The organism is Candidatus Desulfovibrio trichonymphae (assembly GCF_002355955.1).
GTDB classification, from domain to species: domain Bacteria; phylum Desulfobacterota; class Desulfovibrionia; order Desulfovibrionales; family Desulfovibrionaceae; genus Desulfovibrio; species Desulfovibrio trichonymphae.
Genome location: NZ_AP017368.1, coordinates 1,335,788 through 1,355,038, shown reverse-complemented (window position 1 = coordinate 1,355,038; position 19,251 = coordinate 1,335,788). Strand labels below are relative to the sequence as shown.

The 19,251-nt window shown below is 53.0% G+C and carries 18 protein-coding genes and 1 tRNA gene; 10 read left to right on the top strand and 9 right to left on the bottom strand.

What is annotated here, in order from left to right; translation table 11 throughout:
• Positions 1 to 399: 399 nt before the first annotated feature.
• Positions 400 to 1,788: a glutamate--tRNA ligase gene (gene gltX / locus RSDT_RS06555; protein WP_096400623.1), complete on the bottom strand. Its 1,389-nt coding sequence runs from the start codon at positions 1,786 to 1,788 to the stop codon at positions 400 to 402.
• A gap of 351 nt (positions 1,789 to 2,139) precedes the next feature.
• On the opposite strand from gltX, the gene argB reads away from it, so the two are divergent.
• Positions 2,140 to 2,919: an acetylglutamate kinase gene (gene argB, locus RSDT_RS06550; protein ID WP_096400621.1), complete on the top strand. Its 780-nt coding sequence runs from the start codon at positions 2,140 to 2,142 to the stop codon at positions 2,917 to 2,919.
• 270 nt (positions 2,920 to 3,189) lie between these two features.
• Positions 3,190 to 3,366 carry a hypothetical protein gene (locus RSDT_RS07075; protein WP_172414423.1) on the top strand — a complete coding sequence of 59 codons (177 nt, stop codon included), beginning with the start codon at positions 3,190 to 3,192 and terminating at the stop codon, positions 3,364 to 3,366.
• A 59-nt stretch (positions 3,367 to 3,425) separates the two neighbouring features.
• On the opposite strand, the gene RSDT_RS06540 is transcribed toward RSDT_RS07075, so the two are convergent.
• Positions 3,426 to 4,436, bottom strand: coding sequence for a radical SAM protein (locus RSDT_RS06540; RefSeq protein WP_145954821.1), 1,011 nt, complete (start codon positions 4,434 to 4,436; stop codon positions 3,426 to 3,428).
• Positions 4,437 to 4,621: 185 nt separating this feature from the next.
• Here RSDT_RS06540 and RSDT_RS06535 point away from each other — a divergent pair, with 185 nt between their 5' ends.
• From RSDT_RS06535 to RSDT_RS06515, 5 genes are all read left to right on the top strand, one after another.
• Positions 4,622 to 4,909: an integration host factor subunit alpha gene (locus RSDT_RS06535; RefSeq protein WP_096400162.1), complete on the top strand. Its 288-nt coding sequence runs from the start codon at positions 4,622 to 4,624 to the stop codon at positions 4,907 to 4,909.
• A 140-nt stretch (positions 4,910 to 5,049) separates the two neighbouring features.
• Positions 5,050 to 6,543: an MBOAT family O-acyltransferase gene (locus tag RSDT_RS06530; protein WP_096400160.1), complete on the top strand. Its 1,494-nt coding sequence runs from the start codon at positions 5,050 to 5,052 to the stop codon at positions 6,541 to 6,543.
• 17 nt (positions 6,544 to 6,560) lie between these two features.
• A complete protein-coding gene (locus RSDT_RS06525; RefSeq protein ID WP_096400158.1) occupies positions 6,561 to 7,796 on the top strand; it encodes a hypothetical protein in 1,236 nt (411 codons plus the stop codon).
• 144 nt (positions 7,797 to 7,940) lie between these two features.
• Positions 7,941 to 9,320: an undecaprenyl-phosphate galactose phosphotransferase WbaP gene (wbaP, locus tag RSDT_RS06520; protein ID WP_231941838.1), complete on the top strand. Its 1,380-nt coding sequence runs from the start codon at positions 7,941 to 7,943 to the stop codon at positions 9,318 to 9,320.
• A gap of 53 nt (positions 9,321 to 9,373) precedes the next feature.
• Positions 9,374 to 9,886 carry a hypothetical protein gene (locus RSDT_RS06515; protein WP_231941837.1) on the top strand — a complete coding sequence of 171 codons (513 nt, stop codon included), beginning with the start codon at positions 9,374 to 9,376 and terminating at the stop codon, positions 9,884 to 9,886.
• Here RSDT_RS06515 and RSDT_RS06510 read toward each other — a convergent pair.
• The 4 genes from RSDT_RS06510 to RSDT_RS06490 all read right to left on the bottom strand — a co-directional run bounded on the left by RSDT_RS06510 (position 9,802) and on the right by RSDT_RS06490 (position 13,333).
• Positions 9,802 to 10,788, bottom strand: coding sequence for a DNA polymerase III subunit delta' (locus RSDT_RS06510; RefSeq protein WP_231941836.1), 987 nt, complete (start codon positions 10,786 to 10,788; stop codon positions 9,802 to 9,804). The two genes, RSDT_RS06515 and RSDT_RS06510, sit on opposite strands and share 85 nt — an antisense overlap.
• Positions 10,778 to 12,076 (bottom strand): adenylosuccinate synthase, encoded by a 1,299-nt coding sequence (locus RSDT_RS06505; RefSeq protein WP_096400154.1) that lies wholly within the window; start codon positions 12,074 to 12,076, stop codon positions 10,778 to 10,780. Before RSDT_RS06505 ends, RSDT_RS06510 begins: the two co-directional genes overlap by 11 nt.
• A gap of 63 nt (positions 12,077 to 12,139) precedes the next feature.
• The gene (locus RSDT_RS06500) at positions 12,140 to 12,469 is read right to left on the bottom strand and encodes a hypothetical protein (protein ID WP_231941835.1); all 330 of its coding nucleotides are present in this window, start codon (positions 12,467 to 12,469) and stop codon (positions 12,140 to 12,142) included.
• Between the two features lie 788 nt (positions 12,470 to 13,257).
• Positions 13,258 to 13,333 (bottom strand) — tRNA-His (locus RSDT_RS06490).
• A gap of 147 nt (positions 13,334 to 13,480) precedes the next feature.
• Between RSDT_RS06490 and murA the strand changes: the two genes are divergently transcribed.
• Together murA and RSDT_RS06480 are read left to right on the top strand one after the other, a co-directional pair.
• A complete protein-coding gene (murA, locus tag RSDT_RS06485) occupies positions 13,481 to 14,731 on the top strand; it encodes a UDP-N-acetylglucosamine 1-carboxyvinyltransferase (protein ID WP_096400150.1) in 1,251 nt (416 codons plus the stop codon).
• A 5-nt stretch (positions 14,732 to 14,736) separates the two neighbouring features.
• Complete coding sequence (locus tag RSDT_RS06480; protein WP_096400148.1) at positions 14,737 to 15,285, top strand: BON domain-containing protein; 549 nt, start codon at positions 14,737 to 14,739, stop codon at positions 15,283 to 15,285.
• A gap of 516 nt (positions 15,286 to 15,801) precedes the next feature.
• On the opposite strand, the gene RSDT_RS06470 is transcribed toward RSDT_RS06480, so the two are convergent.
• Positions 15,802 to 16,305 (bottom strand): cob(I)yrinic acid a,c-diamide adenosyltransferase, encoded by a 504-nt coding sequence (locus RSDT_RS06470; protein WP_096400615.1) that lies wholly within the window; start codon positions 16,303 to 16,305, stop codon positions 15,802 to 15,804.
• Positions 16,306 to 16,644: 339 nt separating this feature from the next.
• On the opposite strand from RSDT_RS06470, the gene purM reads away from it, so the two are divergent.
• Positions 16,645 to 17,697 (top strand): phosphoribosylformylglycinamidine cyclo-ligase, encoded by a 1,053-nt coding sequence (gene purM / locus RSDT_RS06465; RefSeq protein WP_096400146.1) that lies wholly within the window; start codon positions 16,645 to 16,647, stop codon positions 17,695 to 17,697.
• Between the two features lie 135 nt (positions 17,698 to 17,832).
• On the opposite strand, the gene RSDT_RS06460 is transcribed toward purM, so the two are convergent.
• A complete protein-coding gene (locus RSDT_RS06460) occupies positions 17,833 to 18,255 on the bottom strand; it encodes a hypothetical protein (RefSeq protein WP_096400144.1) in 423 nt (140 codons plus the stop codon).
• A gap of 738 nt (positions 18,256 to 18,993) precedes the next feature.
• Positions 18,994 to 19,113, bottom strand: coding sequence for an MvaI/BcnI family restriction endonuclease (locus tag RSDT_RS07955; protein ID WP_197702135.1), 120 nt, complete (start codon positions 19,111 to 19,113; stop codon positions 18,994 to 18,996).
• Between the last annotated feature and the right edge of the window lie 138 nt (positions 19,114 to 19,251).

Sequence of the window (19,251 nt, the reverse complement as noted above, 5' to 3'; positions counted from 1 at the left end):
AGACTCCATTGTCCATATTGAAATGGCACAAGACTTAATTTGTCATATATTTTTATAGATGTGCTATAGAAATCTTTAAGGCAGCCTTGCACAGAAATGCTGGTTATACAAAAGTGTTATCTGAAAACAGAAAATACCTTCCCATGGCTTTTGGTGGACCTGAGCATATCAAACGGTTATTTGCAGGATTAGGCCATGAAGAGGGAGACAGGGACCCCGCTATATCCAAACCGGGCAAACCCCTGCAGAACGGTTATGTTGAACGCTGCACCTGGACAGTGAGGAAGTGCAGAATTTTGCTGCACGCCGGCTTTGGAAGTATAACAACGAACGACCCAACATGGCGAACGAAGGCTTTCCTCCTGCCATGAAAAGAAACCTGGCGGCATAGGCGCTACTTCAAATAAAGCGCGCAAGGCGCGCGAGCGTCTCTTCCTTGCCTAAAAAGGCTATAATGTCGCTTAAATGCGCACCTCCCATAAAACCCATAAGCGCCGTGCGCAGAGGCGGGGCCACCTGTTTGAAAGTCTGGCCGCTGTTCGCCACATAGCTGTTCAGTGCCTCTTCAATCTTCCCGGCGGCAAAGGGATCACAAGCCTGAAAAACACCTGTGAGCGCGCGCAGATGCGTTTTACCCGCTTCGGTAAAATGCTTTGCGGCGTCTTTTTTATTCACGGCAAGTTCTGCGGCAGGGACAAGCAGGGGACGGAAATTTTCCGCCAGTGTCAGAAGATTGCCCGCCCGCTCGCGAAACATGGCGCAGAGCGCGACAAGCCTTGCCTTGGGCTGTACGCTGAAGCCCGTCTCCCGAACAAAGGGGGAGACAAGCGCTGCCAGATTTTCCAGAGGCATATCACGCATAAAACGGGTGTTTGTCCATTCGAGTTTGGCGGGGTCAAAGGCGGCGGCGGCCTGGTTCAAATTGGTGCCGTCAAAATGCCTGACAAGCTCTTCAAGGGAAAACAGCTCCTGATTGCCGTGCGACCAGCCAAGGCGCGCCAGACAGCTGACGAGCGCCGCCGGCAGCAGACCGTCACGCCGGTACTCAATCACCGCGCGCGCTCCGTGCCGTTTGGAAAGCTTCTGGCGGTCATGCCCCAAAATCATGGGAACATGCCCGAAACGCGGCACAGACAGACCCAGCGCCTGATAAATCAGTATCTGACGCGGCGTGTTGGAGACATGGTCATCACCGCGGATCACGTGTGTGATGCCCATTTCATAATCGTCCGCCACAACGGCCAGATTGTAGGTGGGCATGCCGTCTGCGCGACGCAGCACCATATCGTCCAGTTCGCTCACGTCCACGGCTATGTGGCCCTTGACCATATCATCAAAAACGATTTTACCGGAAAGGGGCAATTTAAGGCGTACGCAACGCCCCTGCCCAGGGCCGATCCCGCGAGATCGGCATTGCCCGTTGTAGCGGGGCTTTTCGCCTCTTTGCTTTGCCGCCTTGCGCATGGCTTCCACTTTTTCAGGCGTGCAGGAACACCAATAGGCATGCCTGTCGGCAAGCAGTCTGGCCACAACACTGTTGTATAAATCAGTGCGTTGGGTCTGGTACACGGGGGCGTTGTCCCAATCAAGGCCCAGCCAGCGCATGGAAGCCAGAATAGAGTCCGTATATTCCTGTTTTGAGCGGAGCAAATCCGTATCTTCAATGCGCAGATAAAAACGACCACCATAATGACGGGCTAGAAGCCAAGAGAAAATCGCGGTACGCGCGCCGCCGATGTGCAAATACCCGGTGGGGCTCGGTGCGAAACGCGTCACAACATCCGTCATACTGTTTCCTTCAACAATTCGGCATATCACGGCATATGCCAATATGATTTTGTCAATACCCTGATCGCCCGCACTGCACAGTAAGCGCACTGTGCCCCGTTCAGTAAATTTTACCACATTGCCGCGGCGTTCCCGATTTGCGTCCGGCAATTACTGTTTGTGCAAAATAGATATTTTGTGTCCCGTTATACTGTATTGTTATGCCGCGCTCTTGTTCACCGAAGATATATGTAGTACAATAAGAGTGCACGCCTTGCAACGACTTTGCGTGCGCCGGGCGTGCAAACCGGCGACAGCCAGCCGGAGTGCAAGGCAAATTTTCTATTCCACAATAAAGACTGGAGAAAAGCTGTGGACACTGCCACTGTTGTTATTAAATACGGCGGCCACGCTATGGACAAGACAGATTTGAGCTCGGCTTTTGCTGCAGATCTATCAATTCTTGCCGTGAAAGGCATGCGTTTTGTCGTCGTGCACGGAGGAGGGCCGCGGATCACAAACCTCCTGACTCGCCTGCATATTGAAAGCCGTTTTGTGGAAGGTTTGCGTGTGACGGACGAAGCTGCGATGGAGGCTGTAGAAATGGCACTCTGCGGTCAGGTCAACAAGGCCGTCGTCAGTGCCTTTTTACGCTGTCAGGTTCGCGCGGCGGGCATTTCTGGACGCGATGGAAATCTTCTGCTCGCCCAGCGCAAAAACCCCGCTCTCGGACTTGTCGGAGAAGTCACGGCGGTGAATACAGCACTGCTTGACTGCCTACTGACGGCAGGGTTTGTGCCGGTGGTCGCGCCCGTGGCCTCAGGGCCGGAAGGAGAAGCCCTAAACGTCAACGCCGATATGGCGGCCGGGGCGATCGCCAGCGCGTTGAAGGCCGCGTATTTCGTGCTTATTTCCGACGTGCCGGGCGTACTTGACGCCGACGGAACGCTTGTCCCACATCTGAATCAGGCCACCGTCGCGCGACTGACCGGGCAGGGAGTGATCAGCGGAGGTATGATACCCAAGATCAACGCGTGCCTGAATGCGCTCACGGCCGGATGCGCCCGCGTACTCATTCTGGACGGCCGTATGCCATCAAGCCTGCGCCGGTATTTACTGGACGGGGAACCGCTGGGCACGGTTGTGACTTGACGAAAGTCAGCTTCTGTTGACCCACCATCCTTATCTCCACACGCCCGTACCACCAATGGCTGGGATCGGTCCGCCAGCACGTCGGCGAGTTCTCTAAAAAGGTACAAAACCGTCACGTACGCGGGATTTGCCCCGGTCATCCGGCCAAGAACATAGCCTGACGCTTGTGAGGAATACGCCAAACGCATAAACGCTGTCCGCGACGAAATTTTTGTCAAACGCCAGGAACTGTGCGCTCTGCACAACAACGCCACACCGGACGCTAAGGCCGTGCGCGACTGTGCCGCAGGGCTGGCAACACTGAAGCGGCAGATGGAAAATGCCCACAATGACATAATGCGCCGTCTGGAAGAAGCGGGCATTGTCGGCAACGGCATGAGATACGGCCGCTATGCTTTTGCCGCGCATCATACAGCGCAGGGGATCAGATCCAGTTGCTGCGAATAGCGAGAAACAGGGCATTTGCGTCACACGACGGTTGAGCGCGACACCTGCTCTGGGCAGATTCACAAATACAGCCGCACCTCTTCTCCTTCCACAAAGCGAACTTCGTCCGAACCAAGCCCCAGCGCGGCCCAGGCTGCGCGTAGTTCGCCCCTGTGTCCCCAGAAATACCCCTGACAACGCAACGGCGCATCCAACGCAAAAAGCCTGCCCCGGTCGGCCTCCTGCCGCACCGCCATCAACAGTGCGCGCGCCATCACCCGCTCTCCGAGCGCCGGATGGACTGAGCCGGGCCAGCACCGCTCCGTCAAGAACGGCTTCAGGTGCCAGCCCCATGCGTAACCGACGTTTTGTGCGCCATGGCCATGACAGCCTTGGGCAAGGCTTGCAAGACAGACTTCCATACCCCAAGGTCGATAGCCACCTGCGCGCCATTCCCGCGCCAGTTCCGTGCCCGCAAGAACAAGGCAGGGATAGAAACGCAGCATATCCGCGCCCATACGTAGCGCTGCGGATACGTCGCAGATAAAAACCTCAGGGCTGACGCCCGGCATGCCGGGCAACAACTGCACGCCAAGGTTCAATCCCGCCTGCTTCGCCAGATTGCAGGCCGCCGCCGCCGCGCCGCCATAACCGCGCCGTGCGGCTGTCAGTGCCGCGTCTGCAAAACTCTGCGCGCCAAGCTCCACAGTTGAACACCCCGCATCCCGCAGGCGCGTCAATGTCGGAACATCCACGCTGTCAGGCCGTGTGGAACACCGAAAAGAGCAGATCAGCCCCCGCTGAATCGCATAAGTCGCCAAGTCAAGACATTGCCTTTGCTCTTTTTCAGGCATGGACGTAAAGGTGCCGCCGTAAAAGGCCAGTTCCGGCGGAGGCAGCCCGGCAAGCGCGCGGGCGCGCAGCACAGTTCCGACCTTATCAAGAATATCCGGGAACGGTATCGGGCCCTGGCCTGTCTGCGTATACTGGGCGCAATAAACGCAATGCGCGGGACAACCATGGAAAGGCAGGAAAACGGGAATGATGGGACACGCGCTGCGGCGCGGCGCAGACCAGTAAAATTTTTTCATGTATCCTAAATTGATTAAAATAAAAAATTGTACAAAAAATTCCGTCAAAAAAAATCTTGCCCCGTTTTTTGCTTGCGTGTATGTATAAAAAAAATGCCAACTATGTGAAATGGCTGGCACGCCTGTGCCAGTCTAGGCACGACGATTTGCGTCTTTCGCACCTGAACATGACGGAGAAAACAAACATGAAAAAAACACTGACAAAAGCAGATATTGTCGAAGATATCTACGAAGAAATCGATAAAAACCATGCTGATGTTAAAAATGTTATCGAAAACCTGCTGGAGATCATGAAAAACACCATTAAAAAAGATCGCGCTCTTCTGATCAGCGGGTTCGGCAAGTTTGAATGTTATGACAAGGCTTCCCGCATTGGGCGCAACCCGCAGACTGGCGCAACCATCACCCTGCCACCACGCAAGGTGGTTGTTTTCAGACTGTCGCGCAAATTCAGGGTAGAGCTTAATTCCTGACTCGAGGCCTGCTCAGAATTCGCCGCGGCCAAAGACCAGCAGACGACAAGACTTGTCGATTTTTGCGCCAGAACACTGATGTTTTCGCTGTCTGCCGCTGCCGAATCATCTACCCGTGTTGCGCGTGTCAGGAGTGTGCCATGCTGTTCCATTCCTATCCCTTTATTTTCTGTTTTTTCCCCCTGCTGCTGCTTGTCTGGCGGCTTGCCGGAACAGCCGGGCCATCGCGGTTTGCACTGATTCTGCTTCTTTTTTCAGCTGGTTTTTATGCCTTGTGGGACGCTGGTTTTTTGCTGCTGCTGGCCGTGCTCATCACTATGAACTACACCTTCGGCCTTGCCCTTGCCGTACCGGACGAACGTTTTGCGGCAAAAAAGTCTGGAATGAGCCGTAAAGGGCTTCTCTCACTTGCGCTCATCCTTAATCTTTTGCCGCTGGTATGGTTCAAATACTCCGACTTTTTGGCCCAAAATCTCGCTCTTCTTTTCCAGACAGGGTGGACATGGAACACCCCCGGCCTGCCGCTCGGCATTTCCTTCTATACCTTTATTCAGATTGCCTGGCTTGTGGGCGTCTACCAGCGCCGTACAGAACCGGCGGGACTTGCCCGCCACGCGCTCTTTTCCTCGTGTTTCCCTTATGTCATTTCAGGCCCCATCGTACGTTACGAACAAATGGGAAGCCAGTTTGACGCGCTGTGCCCACACACCTCGGAAGGCATCGCGCGCGGTATCACCCTTTTCAGCATAGGTCTTGCAAAAAAAATCCTGCTCGCCGACAGCATAGCGTTGTACGCCAATGCCGTCTTCAATGCCGCGGACAGTGCCTTGCCCCTGAGCGGTGCTGAAGCGTGGCTCGGTTCTCTCTGTTACACCTTTCAGCTTTATTTCGATTTTTCAGGTTATACTGATATGGCGATCGGGCTTGGCCTGATGCTCGGCCTGCGCCTGCCTGAAAATTTTGATTCCCCTTACAAGTCCACCGGCATTGTGGATTTCTGGAGACGCTGGCACATCACGCTCGGCTCATGGCTGCGCGATTTTTTGTACATTCCGTTGGGCGGCAACAGAGCCGGACGGCTCATCCAGTACCGCAATCTCTTTCTCACCATGTTCATCGGCGGCATCTGGCACGGCGCGGGCTGGACCTTTGTAATCTGGGGAACGCTACACGGCGCAATGCTTTGCGTAAATCACTTTTTCCGCGCCCAAATCAAGGACAAAATGCCGGAAAAGATATTAAAGACTTCCTTATGCCGCCTTGCCTGCATTGCCCTGACTTTCTTCTGCATCAACGCCTGCTGGGTGGTTTTTCGCGCGACAACGCTCAAGGGAGCTGTGGTCGTGTATACGGCCATGTTCACATGCCCGTTTGCAGCTGCGCAGGAAGACGGCGCCCTGCTGCCCAACAATTATTTTCAGGGCTGGCAGCCTTATGCGCTGCTGCTGCTCTGCGCGCTTCTGGTATGGGCCTTTCCCAACAGCCGGGAACTCTTGCGGGGACGGGCTGACGGTTCTTTCCCAAAATTCGCCTGGCGCGCGTCCGGCTTTTGGGCTACGGGGCTGGCCGTGCTGACGTTCATTACCTTGATTCTTGTTTCACGCAAATCCACATTTTTGTATTTTCAGTTTTAGCCGACGGGCAGCGCAGTATGCTCACACCAATGACCAACACCTCCTATATAGAACGCTATTTCAAAGTACTGCTGCTTCTCGCGACAGTAAGCCTTGTGCTTGTGCTCCCCTACACCTGCCTGTGGCTGCATCAAAGCGGCGACGTGGCAGTGGAACGGGTTGTTGCTGCTCAGGCGGCTGGCGAATTCGTCGTCTTTGGTTCAGGCGTCTCACAGGATTTTGTGGACTACAAGCTGCGTCTCTATGAAGCTGTCAAGCCGGAAATCGCAACAGTGGGATCCTCTCGGGTCATGCAGTTTCGTGCTTCTTCATTTCGCAGAACCTTTGTCAACGTAGGCGGCGTTGCCGGCAATCTGGCCGTATTGCGCTCCACACTAAACGCCATGCTTGCCGTCCACAAGCCGAAAGCAGTTATTCTCGGGCTGGATTTCTGGTGGTTTATGCCGCAGTGGCACACTGACCCATTTAAAGAAGAACCCACCACCAGCGGCTCTTACAATTACGGCTTTGAAAACCTCAAAAAACCTTGGACTTGGCTTTTTGAAGGGAAAATTTCTCCGGCGGAGATAGTCGCTCCGCTCTTGGGCATCTTTCGAAAGACGCGTTACGGCATTATGGCACAGCAGACAGACGACGGCTTCGGTCCGGACGGTTCGTGGTATTATACTGCCGAAATCACTGGCCGCAGCCGTCCTTTTGATTACAGGTTTGAAGACACGCTCAAACAGGCCCGTTACGGGATCAAGTCCTTTTACCGGGCTCGTCCCGATCAGGAAGGCCCGAATCTCGAGCATTTGGACGCTTTTGCCGAAATCTACTGCCGACTCAGGGCACGCGGCATCGCCACATTTGTCTTTATCGCGCCGCTTTCCGAACGCGTGCTGAACGTTATGCACCAAAGCAAACAGGGCTACTCGCATCTTTTCGCATTGCGCAACGCCCTGCTGGAACGCGGCATTGACGTTCTAGATTTTACAGACCCGCGCTCTCTCGGCTCAGACGACTGTGAATTTGTAGATGGCTTTCACGGTGGCGAAGTGACCTATGACCGCATTCTGCGAGCCATGGCGGACCGATGGCCCGCCCTGTTGTCCTATGTAAACATGGAACGCCTGGATGTCGTCATTCGCGACTGGAAAGGCCATGCGCTTGTCGCTGACGAACGCCTGACAGGCTCGCCGGAAACGGATTTTATGCACTGGGGCTGCCCCAAGCAACGTCCAGTAAATCCAGACCGAAAATGCACAGAATAGGGCGGACATATGGCACACGCGGCTGAGGCCAGGATGGTTCACGCTCTGACGCTCTTGCGCCAGGCTTTGGCAACAGCACCGGACAATAAGACAATCTCGCCGGACAAACAATAATCGTCTGTTATAATGCATCCCCATATACTGGTGCCCCTGTTTCACCGAGCCGGTATTTCACCGCAAAGCCTTATGCTCTGTCTTGCCGACCTGACGGCCCTCCTGATGCCGGCGACCCTGGTTTTTTTGCTGCGCGCGACATTCGGCGACGTCAACCCGGCCCTGTACCGCTGGGTGTTCCCCATGCTCCTGCTGGGACCATTGCTGGGCGTCGGTTTCGGCCTGTATCAAAGCGTTTCCCTGCCACCCCCGCGCGAACTCAAGTCCCTCTTTTTGCTCGCCACGCTGCTGTATGGCCTTATTCTGACAGTGCTCTTCCTGTCGCAGACGGGCAGGATATATTCCCGCCTGATCATTGCAGGAAGCTGGCTTATCACTGTGTTTGCCCTGCCGGGCATGCGCGCGTGCTGTCGTCGTTTGTTTGCCGCGCGACGCTGGTGGGGCAGGCCGCTGCTTATTTTTGACCATGGTGAAATCGGACGCGGCCTATGGCATTTTCTCAAGCGCCATCCCGAGCGCGGTCTGACGCCGGTGGATATTTTTGCTCTGCCCGATGACGTGCGGCGCACGCGCGAATTGCTGTCCGCCGCCGCCGCGCGCTACCCCGGTGCCGTTGTGCTGATTCCGCACATGCGGGAAAAGACAGCGACCGTAGACTATATCAAGGAGGCCGGACGCTGGTTCACCGATATTCTGGCGGCGCCCGTGTTTTGCGGCAGCACTGACGTGCACTGGATTACGATATGTGATCTCGGGCCGACCGCCGCTCTCTGGATACGGCAAAACCTGTGTGACAAACGCCGGTTGTTGATAAAACGCTGTATTGACCTTGTACTGTGCTTCGCAAGCCTGCCCGTGCTGCTGCCCCTCGGCCTGATCCTGGCAGCCGCTATCCGACTGGACAGTGCCGGGCCTATGCTGTACCGGCAAAAACGCGTCGGCCTAGGCGGCAAAGAAATGCAGATTTATAAATTCCGCACGATGGTGACCAACGCGGACACGGTGCTGCTGGCCTGTCTTGCCAGTGATCAGGCTCTGCACGTGGAATGGGAACGCGATCACAAAATGAAACGCGACCCGCGCGTGACGCGTGTAGGAGCTTTTTTACGCAAGACAAGCCTTGATGAATTGCCGCAAGTGATCAACGTGCTGGCGGGAACCATGAGCCTTGTGGGGCCGCGCCCGATTGTGGCCGAAGAAAAAAGCAAGTATAATGACGTGTATAAAGAATACTGCCGCGTCAGGCCCGGCATAACCGGTCTGTGGCAGATATCCGGCCGCAACGATACAACATACGCCGAACGCGTGGCCTTTGACCACTATTATATCTGCAACTGGTCCGTGTGGATGGATTTGTGGATTCTTGGCAAGACGGTGCCTGTGGCGCTCTCCGGCTATGGAGCCTATTGAGCCGGGATGCGGGGCGGGAGTAAGATCAAGCAAACAGGGAAAGGAACAACAAGATGAAAACATTTTTTCGCATCATTCTCACGGGCTGCGCCGTATTGTGCGCATTGACGCTGTGGGTACCGCAGACAAACGCGGCCCAGACGGCATCGCAGACTCCCGCACCGCAGTCAGGCAAGTCCGCACCGGACAAACCGGAAAAGAACATTGACCGCATTACCATGATCAGTGTACAGCCTGAGGGAACAGACAGCATAGGCGCACGGCTCGGCACACGGTTGAAAGAGCGTTTTAACAGCAGCAATTTATTCACACTCAACGATAATGAAGAAAAGGACACGCCAAGGCTGCTTCTGCTGCTTTCAACAAGTCCGGAATTTTCCGGTCGGCCCGGTGTTGGCTCCATCTATTCAGTGTGTTGGGTTTTCAGCCAAGGCAAGGGCTATCTTGGCTATCTTCTGGCGCGAGATATGGGCGCTGTGAATTATGAAGAAATTGAAGCGGTTGTTGACAAACTCGCGGAACGCACCGACGCCATTGCGGCTAAATACGGCAATCTTTGGAAATAAACGTAACCTCCACGCAATACAAAAAGCCGTGCGGCCAAAGCCTCCAGCACACGAGGGGGAGTAACGCTCCGGCGCAGGGCTTCCTGCGCCTCAATAAGCCATTGGCTGCAAACAACAAGGCCGTGCGCGTCAAAACCGGCAAACACAGCCTGCAAAGGCTCGTCCGGCACGACAGCTCCAGCCAGCGCAGCACTCAGAGCCTTTTGGCAGGCAAGCACAAGACGTTCGGCCAGACGCGCGTCAACAGCGCCTCTAGACACCACATCTTCCAAAAAACCCTGGCCTTCCTGCAAAAACACCGCCAGCTTTGCTTCCCACGCAGATATGTCCGCAGCCTGTACTCCGGTATCTTGGCATGGCAGCGTCAAGCAGCAGGAACGCGACACGAGCGTAGGCAGCAACTGTTCACGCTGTGAGGCGAGCAACACAAAAACCGTGTTCGGTGCAGGCTCTTCCAGAAGCTTAAGTATGGCGTTGGCCGCCCCAAAGCGGCTTTTATCAATGCCCATGATAAGCACCAGTCTGCAGCCGTTTCCGTGTGGGGCATCGCGCAGCCTGTGTTTGAGCTGACGTGTGTTGTCTACGGTAAACGCCCGGACAGGGCCGGGGTTATCTCTGTCTTCGGCGTTGCTGATACGCCCGTCATAAACGAACATATCCAAAAATTCGCCAGCAGCGATCTGCCTGCAGACCGGACAAGCGAGACAGGGGGGGTGGTGCGCGCCGCGTTGCGGACAGTTGCAGCAGGCGCCCCAATACCTGGCCATGTCGAAACGTTCTTCCTCACTGCCCCCTTCCAGCAGCAGCACCTGCGGCGGCGCGGAGCCCAGACGGCCCAACAGGGCCTTCAGACATTCAAAAGCCGATCCGACGACAGAGGGAAGTATCGTCTCATCCATCATGGGAGTGCGTCTGGCGTACAATGGTCTGCTTACGGTCAGCGCCCACGGAAATCATGGAAATTTTGACGCCCACAAGTTCTTCCACACGCAGAATATAAGACCGCACACTGCGCGGCAGTTCGTCAAACGACGTACAGCCCGCGATGTCGTCCTCAAAACCGGGCAATTCCTCATACACAGGCCTTACCTTGCCGAGCGCACCTTCCTCTTGCGGGATGCGGTCAATCCGGCACCTCTCATATTCATACGCCACACAAATCCGCAAAACCGGCAGATTTTGAAGCACATCAAGCTTTGTCACGGCAATGTCGGTAAAGCCGTTCAAGCGCACGCTCGCCCGCAGCACAACCGTGTCCAGCCAGCCGCAACGGCGTGGACGGCCGGTCGTGGCCCCGTATTCCCGACCCTTGTCACGCAGATACGCGCCTGTATCGTCCAAAAGCTCTGTAGGAAAAGGCCCGGATCCCACGCGGGTGGTGTAGGCCTTGGCAATACCCACAATGCGCGTGAAAAATGACGGCGCCGTGCCGCTGCCGGCCGCCGCATTGCCGGAAACCGTGTTTGAGGATGTCACAAAGGGGTATGTGCCATGATCAATATCAAGGTGTACGCCCTGCGCTCCTTCAAAAAGTGCGCTCGCATCATTTTGCGCGGCTTCATGGATGCGAGCGTCTACGTCGGTCAAATAGGGCGTGAGACGCGGGGCCAACGCCAATAGATCGCTGCTCACTTTTTCCGGATCCAGCGGCTTAAATTTATACAGTCCGTTCAGCAGTGTATTTTTCTCAAGCAGCGCGTAACGTACTTTTTCACGCACCAGCGCGGGATTGTTCAAATCTCCGGCTCGCAGACCAACACGGGCGGCTTTGTCTTCATAACATGGGCCGATGCCGCAGCCTGTTGTGCCGATTTGACGCCCGACGCGTTTAGCTTCGCGGGCCTTATCCAGACTTTTGTGGTAGGGCATGATCAGATGCGTCTTGTAGCTGACGCCAAGACGGGCGGGACTTACGTCAATGCCCCGGGCGGCAAGATTGTCTGTCTCCCCCAGAAAAACAGCCGGATCAAGCGCCACGCCGTTGCCGATAAGACACAGCGTTCCATTGTGGAGAATGCCCGAAGGGATGAGATGTAAAATTGTTTCCTCGCCCTTGACCCGTATAGTATGTCCGGCGTTGTTGCCGCCCTGGAAACGCACAATCACCCGGCTTTTGGCACTCAGCATATCAACAATTTTCCCTTTGCCCTCGTCACCCCATTGTGCGCCGATGATAACCGTATTCACCATTTTCCACCTGCTTAAAAATTCCGCCTTACGGCATGCTGTTTATTCCAGGCATGCTCTCAAACCTCACAGGAGGGGCTTAAAGGGCAGCACCCTGCAGCCGGGCGCTCCTTTTGCCGTGCCGTTCTCCGCTTCCAGTGCAAAATCGGGTGCCAGCACTTCCGGAAGATCAGCCGCCACTGCGCTCCCCTGTGTCTGCAACGACCAATAATAATTAAAAAGTTGATTTTTCCAGCGCTTTGCCTGTATCATCGAAAAAATCAGCGTCGCCTCTTCCCACTGTTTCGTAGGTTCAAACCGCCCGACAATGGTGGCGTACTCACTCCATAGCGACATGAGCGAAGCTTCGTCTATGGCGTCCAGTTGGTGCGCCAGCCTGACGAGCAGCTTTTTCATATACCCTCCCGGAATGCCGGCAAAAAAATTTGTCAAATCGCAACTCTTACAGCACTATATATGTATATTTTTTCGCGGTCTTCGTCAATGAAAACTTGCGCCGTGCGCAGAGCAATCGAATGAATTTCTAGACACTAGAAGTCATTTCAAAAGCAACCCAAACAAAATGAGCACGCAGCTAAATTGAACCATCGCCAAAAAAATTTCAGCATGAAATTCGTATGTTACAGCGGTCTTGCGAAAATTTTGCAGCCATACGAATATCCCTTCAGCTTTCCCGCGGCGCCGATAACGCCGAAGCCGGCCTCCCTCCCAGGATTTTCTACGTTTTCTCCGGATAAGGGCAATCTTGGATAAAAGTGCTGCGAACTGTTCCCATTGCTTATTTGTAATATCCATTTTGGTAGAGGAAAAACAATCGAAAATCTGGATACTTTCTAAATTAAACTCAAATTTGATTTTGAGATGGCTGTAAGCCACCTGACTGACCTATCCCCAGTTGCCTGAGATTTGTCTAGAATCAGCAAATTGTCGTTCTGCATGGATGCCGTTGCTTTCCATTGCATTATGTGTACTTGCCGCACACTTTTTCTCAGACATCCGCCGCCGCAAACGCTGCCTGCAACTATGGCACAGGTGCTTTTGGCAAATGGAATTACTCATTTGTTACTCACAAAAGCGACCGGATGCAGGTCGACGAAACCAGATGGCACTGGAATGGTGAACCGGCTAAAAACAAAGAGTCCATAGGGCTTTTCTGGCTTCTACGGACTCCGGTAAACAGGTGATGGGGCGAAAGATGGGACTTGAACCCACGGCCACCTGGGCCACAACCAGGTGCTCTACCAACTGAGCTACTTCCGCCATACTACGGAAGGCTTTATACGCAGGACAGCCGCTGTTTGCAAGCATTTTTTCCGGCCAGTCGTTCTGACTTTCTTTTTCGAAAAAAATTATATAAATGATATAGCAAGTTGATTTGAGCATGTCTTGCGAAAATAATGAGGGTATATGGACAAGCTGATCATTGAAGGCGGGGTGCCGCTGATCGGCAGTATGACAATCAGTGGTTCCAAAAATGCGGCATTGCCCATTCTATTCGCTTCGATTTTGCTGGATGAAGCGGCCACTTTGCGCAATGTGCCTGATCTGCGTGACATTCACACCACACTCAAACTGCTGGGCATGCTCGGTTGCTCCTGTGAATATCAGGATGAGCAGGTTCGTGTCAGGCCCGGCTCCCTGTTGCCGGAGGCCCCGTATGAGTTGGTGCGGACCATGCGCGCTTCTGTGCTGTGTCTTGGGCCTTTGCTGGCGCGCATCGGGCAGGCGCGTGTGGCTTTGCCGGGCGGTTGCGCCATCGGCGCGCGTCCGGTAGACCAGCATCTTAAAGGATTGGAACAGATGGGCGCCCGTTTCGAACTGGAGCAAGGGTATATTCTCGGCCACTGCCGCGAACTCAACGGTGCGCATATTACCTTTGACATGCCTACAGTAGGCGGCACGGAGAATTTGCTCATGGCTGCCGTACTGGCTGAAGGCGAAACCATTTTGGAAAATGCCGCCCGTGAACCGGAAGTTGTTGACCTTGCCCATTTTTTGCTGGCATGCGGCGCGCATATTGAAGGGCAGGGGACAAGCCGGATTCATATTGCCGGCGTGAGCAGGCTGCACGGCGCGGAATATGCCGTGATGTCCGATCGCATTGAAGCAGGCACTTTTTTGGCGGCAGCCGGCATTACCTGCGGCGAATTATTGTTGCGTCATTGCCCCGCTAACGAACTGGAAGCGGTGACTCTCAAATTGCAGGATATGGGAATGAAAATTACGACGACGTCCGAGGGCGTGCTGGTCAACTGCGCCCGGCCGTTACGCGGGGTTGATGTAACAACAAAACCTTATCCGGGTTTCCCCACAGACATGCAGGCGCAAATTATGTCGCTCATGTGTCTTGCCGAAGGCACCAGTGTTGTTGAAGAGACTATTTTTGAGAACCGTTTCATGCATGTGATGGAACTGGAACGTATGGGCGCACAAATCAGAACTTCCGGTCATATCGCTATGGTGCGCGGCGTCAGGCGGCTTGCCGGCGCGCCCGTGATGGCTTCAGATCTGAGGGCCAGCGCCTCACTGGTGCTTGCAGGTCTGGCCGCAAACGGCACTACAGAGGTACGCCGCATCTATCATCTTGATCGCGGCTATGAACGCATTGAAAATAAACTCAATTCAGTTGGTGCCCGTATACGGCGCGAAAAGGAATAGTTCCTATGCAACGTTTGTCTGTTTTTATGCTGCTTGCTGGTCTGACGTTTTTGCACGGTTGTACAGTGTACGGCATTTATAAAGATCAGCGGCTCGTGGATACCATTACTGACGACAAAACACTGTCAGCCGGCATTAAGTCCGAACTGCTGAAAGAAAATTTTACCGGCGGCTGGTCTGTCGCTGTCTACAGTTATTACGGCAATGTCTTTCTGATTGGCGAGGCGTCGCAAAATGTGCAGAACAAGGCTCTGGCAATTGCCCGACGTCATAAGCCGCGCTCGGTGACGCCCCACTGGTTTGCGCCGGCCAAAAGTGACGTCAGCGACATTGTTCTGGCCACATCGTTACGGAAAGAGCTGATTCAGACCGGGGGGCTGTCGTCCACGCGTATTGACACCGAGGTTAATGCCGGCCGGGTTGTTTTGCTGGGCGTGGTCGGGGATGATGATGAAAAACGTCTTGCTGTTCGTACTGCCCGGGAGGTCAACGGTGTGACGTCGGTAACAAATTATTTAATGCTGCCCAGCACGCAGAAGCGGACAACTGAATAAATCAGCGGAAACGCCGCATGCATTGACATAAACGACACACCGCCTCAGATTCCAAATATAAATTCTGCGGGAGACTGCCGGCATGCGCCGCAACTTTGCTGACAATCGCCAGTGCCTCTTCGACGCTGTGCACCTAGATAGTGACAGCGCCGTGCAGCATAAGGCCGGATCCTTCCAGCGGGCCGCGAATGCCCAGTACCGGCACCCCTGCATCAACGGCAAGACCAATTTCGACTCCGGGCATCCTGTCCGGACGCGCCGTAATAAATGAGCAAATCTGCAGTGACACAGGTGTTTTTACAGAAAGCATATACCTGACCGCCGTCTCTGTCCGTATCCACCCATATCCGGCACTCTGCCGGGGTCAGGCCAGGCGGCGGCACAGCCTTTTCCGTCCACAGTTCAGGGCGTGCAGTTCCCGGCCGAGCAAACGCACTCCGTGCTTGTGTTTGAAGGAGGCTGCGATATAAATGGGCAACGGAACAACGTCCGTCAGGTTTTGAGTCAGCATGGCGTTTAGAATTCAATACCTAGCGCGGCCTTGAGTCCTGTATGCCAAGCATGTTTGATTTCGCGCAGTTCTGTGACAATGTCAGCGGATTCAATAAGCCAGTCAGGCGCATGACGGCCGGAAAGCACCAGATGCCGATTTTGCGCGCGCGACTCGGCAATCAGGCTTTCGAATTCTTCTCTTGTCAGAATGCCGGCGTTCAGCGCATAGAGCGTTTCGTCCAAAATCAGCATGTCCACCGTTGTCAGGTGCTCTCTAGCCCAGTCAAGAGTTTTGAGTGCCGCATTGCGGTGCGGTATACGGTCTTCTCCCCGACGAAGAAAACCTTCTCCTGCGGCAAGAAAACGTGACCCCAACAAGTGCGACAGCATTTTTTGTTCGCCAGCCTGCCCGTCACGCTTCATAAATTGACCGAATGCCACTTCCATGCCCTGTCCGAGGGCGCGTACAGTCTGCCCTATGCAGGCGCATGTTTTACCTTTGCCGTTACCGGTGTATATCAAAAGCATGCCGTATCTCTTGTCAATCGGGAAGATGCTGTTGGCCTTGTCAGTCGCTGTGGCGTTTGTCCGGTCTATTTCCAGATTCCGGACAGAAGGGCATCTGCCCGCTACCCGCCATAAGGCGGACATCATACCCACGGCGTTCAACGGCCCCAACTCCGCAACTGACCAGCACAGAACGAATATCTGATATCCCCGGCAAGGCCTGCATGTCAATTCCTTTTCTGCTGCCTGCTGCGTTGGCATAAATAATAGTGGCTTGATCTAGGAAAAAATATAAAAAAGACGCTTGGGCTTCTGCAGGAAAACTGATATACTCTTTTCAAGGGAAGGGGGGGGTAAGGAATGACCAGCGACCGCGCGGAAGCATATGCCAGAGCTGGTGTCAACATCCAAGCAGGCAACGAGCTTGTTGGACGCATCAGACACCTGGTGGCAAGCACACAGACAAGGGGTGTTATAGCTGAGTTTGGTAGTTTCGGAGGCATGTTCCGACCGGATTTAAACGGGATGAGCGAGCCTGTGCTGGTTTCTTCTGCCGACGGCGTCGGCACAAAGCTCAAGCTGGCTTTTGCTTTTAACAAGCATAACAGCGTTGGTGTGGATCTTGTGGCCATGAGCGTCAACGACATTCTGGCTCAGGGCGCTCATCCTTTATTTTTTTTAGATTATTTTGCTACAGGCCGTTTGGATGTGGATATTGCCCAGACGGTGATCAGCGGTGTAGCCAAGGGGTGTCGCCAGGCTGGTTGTGCGCTGCTTGGCGGAGAAACCGCAGAAATGCCTGATACGTACGCTCAAGGTGAATATGATCTGGCCGGTTTTTGCGTCGGCATTGTGGACAATGCCCGACTGATCGACGGTTCCGACATTCAGGTGGGTGATAAAATTGTGGGGATCGCCTCTTCAGGTCTGCATGCCAACGGTTTTTCTCTGGTGCGTAAAATTCTTGCAGAAACAGAACTTGCCGCAGAGGACCCCTTCCCTGAGGGGGAAGGCGCAAGCGTGAAAGATGTGCTCTTGACGCCTACAACGATTTATGTCAAGGCTGTTCGTTCACTGTTGCGCGATATGAACGTCAAGGGGATGGCGCACATCACCGGCGGCGGTTTTTATAATAATGTTCCACGCATATTGCCGGCCCAAGTAGAGGCACGCATCAATTTCGGCTCATGGCAGAAACCGCCTGTTTTTACTTGGCTCAAAAGTGCCGGGAAACTTTCCTGGCCAGAAATGTTTCAGATTTTTAACTGCGGCGTCGGGTATATTCTGGTGATGCCTGCTGAACAGGTTGAAGAAGCGGTCAACCGCATCCAGGCATTTAATAAACCTGCCTGGTGCATAGGCGAAATATCCAAGCGCTCCACGGACGGAGAACAGGTTGCGATCAGTTTTTAAATACTGTTCCATGATTGTGTTTTTCTGACGCATGTATCTTGTGGGACAATACTTCGAGGGAGATCTTTACCTGACGCTCAACAATGAATGATCTGATTGACTCGTCGCTGTTTTCTCAGAGCGGCAGTTTGTTTTCTAATATGCCTTGATATATCCGTCCAGGTTGGTGGCAGAACAGTTGCGGCTGACCCAGAATGCCGAAGCCCAGACCATCAGTGCGGTGGCCTGAGTGTCGTCGAGTCCTTTCAATTTTGTCTCCATGCTGGCTTTGCTGGCCCCGTGGCGTAAATGGATACTGTTGTTATCACAATCGTCTGTGATATGTAACAAAAGATAGGACAGGCGGGTATGGTCAGGCATGAATTTCATGTCCCTATGGGCTTCCACAATGGTTTTAAGCTCGGCCGCGCTGAACAGATGTTTGATATTGGTGATTGCCCGAAAAAAAGTGTCCACTGCCCAAGGCAAGATAAATTCCGCCCCAGCGCTTTTGGTGCGCAAATAATCCTTGAGCCAGCGTTCCTGATCATCATTGATGCGGGCTGCGACCTGCGGCATGAATACCCCCGTTGCTTGCGTACGTCATTGCCTGGAAATCAGACTTTATTCCACACATTTTCTCTTGTAACTTTATAGTACCTTTGAAAAAAATTCAAGAGATGATCTAGAAAGAAATTCGGAAATATTTTTTTGTGCAATGAAAGAATTTTGTTCTAGCTACATTAGTTATAAGTTATAATGGGAGCACTTTGTATTTGTAATAATTTTGACAAAAAAGCTGATTTTCGCTGCTATCCAATAAAGTATTTAATATGTGTATAGACAAGTCAGAAGGAATCACCTCCAGTATGCTTGACTGTACTAGTGAGGCATATACTCAATTTGATGCGCTGCTCAATAAAACCTACAAAATCATTATGAACAATCATTGCTGCGATGCCCTAAATATAGAAACGTCGAACCGACATGAGCAATTTCTTGATAATTATTCCATGTTATCTTTGTTCTCTTTTCAAAATTTTCGTCACTTCAAATCTACGCAAAATATCCAATAGTGATACCTGGTTTTGGCAAAATGCGGAATACTTAACTATACACCAGAATAAAAACCGCTGATTAAACCCGTCATAATCCCAATAAATACATTACTTGAGATTAATCCATTTATAAAATCGAGGTTAAGCATGTTGTCACTCAAGTAAATTGTTTTTTGACATTGCTGGCATTGGCGGTATCGGCACTGAAAGCATTAATCAAGTACAATTCAATCCTCACCTTTCAAACTGGAATAACGGTTTAATAATTTATAGATTCAGCGTATAATTCTGGAATATATTTTTGACTAATGCGGAATTTAGTCCCGTGGTTATGCTGAGTCCTTGCATCAAAATCTACAAAAATTTTCCCATCTTCTATACTTCAAATTATTATTTTATCTTTTGATATGTTTTAACGCATCAATATTTCAGTCAAATTAACGTATTTCAATCTATCTTCTTTTTTAATTTTTGCTTTCACGAAAAAGCAATTAAGCAATTTTGTACCTGCCTTGTG

What these genes read in the sequence shown, in the direction of transcription:
- RSDT_RS06530 (WP_096400160.1), top strand. Translation starts at nt 5,050, where the DNA reads ATGCTGTTCCATTCCTATCCCTTTATTTTCTGTTTTTTCCCCCTGCTG.
- purM (WP_096400146.1), top strand. Translation starts at nt 16,645, where the DNA reads ATGACCAGCGACCGCGCGGAAGCATATGCCAGAGCTGGTGTCAACATC.
- RSDT_RS06525 (WP_096400158.1), top strand. Translation starts at nt 6,561, where the DNA reads ATGCTCACACCAATGACCAACACCTCCTATATAGAACGCTATTTCAAA.
- RSDT_RS06535 (WP_096400162.1), top strand. Translation starts at nt 4,622, where the DNA reads ATGAAAAAAACACTGACAAAAGCAGATATTGTCGAAGATATCTACGAA.
- RSDT_RS06470 (WP_096400615.1), bottom strand. Translation starts at nt 16,305, where the DNA reads ATGCTTTTGATATACACCGGTAACGGCAAAGGTAAAACATGCGCCTGC.
- RSDT_RS06515 (WP_231941837.1), top strand. Translation starts at nt 9,374, where the DNA reads ATGAAAACATTTTTTCGCATCATTCTCACGGGCTGCGCCGTATTGTGC.
- RSDT_RS06540 (WP_145954821.1), bottom strand. Translation starts at nt 4,436, where the DNA reads ATGAAAAAATTTTACTGGTCTGCGCCGCGCCGCAGCGCGTGTCCCATC.
- RSDT_RS06510 (WP_231941836.1), bottom strand. Translation starts at nt 10,788, where the DNA reads ATGATGGATGAGACGATACTTCCCTCTGTCGTCGGATCGGCTTTTGAA.
- RSDT_RS06500 (WP_231941835.1), bottom strand. Translation starts at nt 12,469, where the DNA reads ATGAAAAAGCTGCTCGTCAGGCTGGCGCACCAACTGGACGCCATAGAC.
- gltX (WP_096400623.1), bottom strand. Translation starts at nt 1,788, where the DNA reads ATGACGGATGTTGTGACGCGTTTCGCACCGAGCCCCACCGGGTATTTG.
- murA (WP_096400150.1), top strand. Translation starts at nt 13,481, where the DNA reads ATGGACAAGCTGATCATTGAAGGCGGGGTGCCGCTGATCGGCAGTATG.
- RSDT_RS06480 (WP_096400148.1), top strand. Translation starts at nt 14,737, where the DNA reads ATGCAACGTTTGTCTGTTTTTATGCTGCTTGCTGGTCTGACGTTTTTG.
- RSDT_RS06460 (WP_096400144.1), bottom strand. Translation starts at nt 18,255, where the DNA reads ATGCCGCAGGTCGCAGCCCGCATCAATGATGATCAGGAACGCTGGCTC.
- RSDT_RS06505 (WP_096400154.1), bottom strand. Translation starts at nt 12,076, where the DNA reads ATGGTGAATACGGTTATCATCGGCGCACAATGGGGTGACGAGGGCAAA.